The following is a 2,689-nucleotide window of genomic DNA, read 5'->3' as shown; positions in this document are numbered from 1 at the left end:
GGGTCACACCGGGGGGGGGCGGGGGTGTGTGAGCGTTCTCACCGCCGGGAACGCCGAAGGGGCGGCAGCCGGATCGGCTGCCGCCCCTTCGGTAGGGCGCGGGTCAGGCGGCGAGCTTCGCCAGGGCCGCGTCGATGCGCGCGATCGAGCGCTCCTGGCCCAGGATCTCCAGGGACTCGAAGAGCGGCAGGCCGACGGTGCGGCCGGTGACCGCCACGCGGACCGGGGCCTGGGCCTTGCCGAGCTTGAGGCCGTGGGCCTCGCCGGCGGCCAGGACGGCCTGCTTGAGGGACTCCGGGTCCGACCAGTCGGCGGCCAGGAGGTTCGCGCGGGCCGTGGTCAGCAGGGCCGCCGGCTCGCCCTTCATGGCCTTGTCCCAGGACGCCTGGTCCTCGACGGGCTCCTTGAGGAAGAGGAAGTCCACGTTCGCCGTGATGTCCGAGAGGACGGTCACACGGGTCTGGGCGTGCGGGGCGATCCGCTCCCAGGCCGCAGCGTCGAAGTCCTCCGGCGCCCAGTTGGCGTGCGGGGCGCGCAGCCACGGCTGGCAGGCGTCCGCGAAGGCCTTGGGGTCCATCCGGCGGATGTGGTCGGCGTTGATCGCCTCGGCCTTCTTGAGGTCGAAGCGGGCCGGGTTGGCGTTGACGCCGTCGATGTCGAACTTCGCCACCATCTCCTCGATCGAGAAGATGTCCTGGTCCTTGGAGAAGGACCAGCCGAGGAGCGAGAGGTAGTTCAGCAGGCCCTCGGGGAGGAAGCCGCGCTCGCGGTAGAGGTTGAGCGAGGACTCGGGGTCGCGCTTGGAGAGCTTCTTGTTGCCCTCGCCCATCACGTACGGCAGGTGGCCGAACTGAGGGACGCCGGTGGCGACGCCGATCTCCATGAGCGCCTTGTAGAGGGCGATCTGGCGGGGGGTGGAGGAGAGCAGGTCCTCGCCCCGCAGGACGTGCGTGATCTGCATCAGCGCGTCGTCGACCGGGTTGACCAGCGTGTACAGCGGGGCGCCGTTCGCGCGGACGATGCCGAAGTCCGGCACGTTCTCCGGGGTGAAGGAGAGCTCGCCGCGGACCAGGTCCGTGAAGGTGATGGTCTCGTCGGGCATCCGGAAGCGGACGATGGAGGTGCGGCCCTCGGCCTGGTACGCGGCGACCTGCTCGGCGCTCAGCTCGCGGCAGTGGCCGTCGTAGCCGGAGGGCCGGCCGGCGGCGCGGGCGGCGTCGCGGCGGGTGTCGAGCTCCTCGGTGGTGCAGTAGCAGTGGTAGGCGTAGCCGCCGTCCTGCAGCCGCTGGGCGACGTCCTTGTAGATGTCCATGCGCTCGGACTGCCGGTACGGGGCGTGCGGGCCGCCGACCTCGGGGCCCTCGTCCCAGGTGAAGCCGAGCCAGCGCAGGGAGTCGAGCAGCTGGACGTAGGACTCCTCGGAGTCGCGCGCCGCGTCGGTGTCCTCGATGCGGAAGACGAACGTACCGCCGTGGTGGCGGGCGAAGGCCCAATTGAAGAGGGCGGTGCGGACCAGGCCCACGTGGGGGTTGCCGGTCGGGGAGGGACAGAAACGTACGCGGACGTTCGCGTTAGCCACGCTTGATCACCTTGTTGGTGAGAGTGCCGATGCCTTCGATGGTGACGGCGACCTCGTCGCCGACGTTGAGGGGGCCGACTCCGGCCGGGGTCCCCGTGAGGATGACGTCGCCCGGGAGCAGCGTCATGGCCTCGCTGATGTGCACGACGAGGTCCTCGACGGAGCGGACCATGTCGGAGGTGCGGCCGAGCTGGCGCTGTTCGCCGTTGACGGTGCACTGGATGGTCAGGTCGGCCGGGTCCAGGTCGGTCTCGATCCAGGGGCCGAGCGGGCAGGCGCTGTCGAAGCCCTTGGCCCGGGCCCACTGCTTCTCGCGCTGCTGGACGTCGCGGGCGGTGACGTCGTTGGCGCAGGTGTAGCCGAGGATGACGTCCTTGACGCGCTCCTTCGGGACCTCGCGGCACATGCGGCCGATCACCACGGCGAGCTCCGCCTCGTGGTGGACGTCCTGGGAGAAGGAGGGGTAGACGATCGGGTCACCGGAGCCGACCACCGAGGTGGAGGGCTTGAAGAAGGTGATGGGCGCCTCGGGGAGCTCGTTGCCGAGCTCCGCCGCGTGCTCCGCGTAGTTGCGGCCCACGGCCACGACCTTGTTCGGGAGCACGGGCGGCAGCAGCCGGACCTTGCTCAGCGGGACCTTCGTGCCGGAGAGCTCGAAGTCCGCGAACGGGATGCCCTTGATGATGTCGAGGACAAGCTCGCCTTCGGCGCCGGGGGCAGTGCTGCCCTCGACCGCGCCGAACGCGACATTGCCGTCGATCGAGAACCTGGCGATGCGCACCTGCTGCGTCTGCCCCTCTTGTGTTTCCGCTGGCTGGAGTCTGCGGACTCCAGGCTAACGCGGTGGGGGCCGGCGCTTCGCGCTCCTTATTACTGCGCGGCGGCGGCCGGGGCGTTCATGAGGACGGTGCGGCGCGGGTTCGCGGTCTGGGTGGGCAGCTCGACGCGGTGCTCCGGGGTGGCCGGGGCCGCCTGCAGCTCCTCCGCGTCCTTGAGGTGCGCGAGGGTGGTGCGGCGGGGGTTGGCTATGTTGCGGATCATCGACGTCGTCTTCATCGGAGTTTCGGGCCCTCGGCTCGCTGGTGGGGTGTGGGTCTACTGCTGCGCCGG

The 2,689-nt window shown here is 70.4% G+C and carries 3 protein-coding genes; all 3 read right to left on the bottom strand.

What is annotated here, in order from left to right; genetic code table 11:
* Window positions 1-103 precede the first annotated feature (103 nt).
* Entirely contained in the window at window positions 104-1,579 is a 1,476-nt protein-coding gene (gene gltX / locus VR44_RS36370) for a glutamate--tRNA ligase (RefSeq protein WP_045951937.1), read from the bottom strand.
* Window positions 1,572-2,360: a fumarylacetoacetate hydrolase family protein gene (locus VR44_RS36365; RefSeq protein ID WP_045951936.1), complete on the bottom strand. Its 789-nt coding sequence runs from the start codon at window positions 2,358-2,360 to the stop codon at window positions 1,572-1,574. Before VR44_RS36365 ends, gltX begins: the two co-directional genes overlap by 8 nt.
* Window positions 2,361-2,449: 89 nt before the next feature.
* Window positions 2,450-2,635 (bottom strand): hypothetical protein, encoded by a 186-nt coding sequence (locus VR44_RS36360; protein ID WP_045951935.1) that lies wholly within the window; start codon window positions 2,633-2,635, stop codon window positions 2,450-2,452.
* Window positions 2,636-2,689 lie beyond the last annotated feature (54 nt).

The organism is Streptomyces katrae, assembly GCF_000966975.1.
GTDB lineage: Bacteria > Actinomycetota > Actinomycetes > Streptomycetales > Streptomycetaceae > Streptomyces > Streptomyces katrae.
This window is presented reverse-complemented; position numbering and strand designations above follow the sequence as displayed.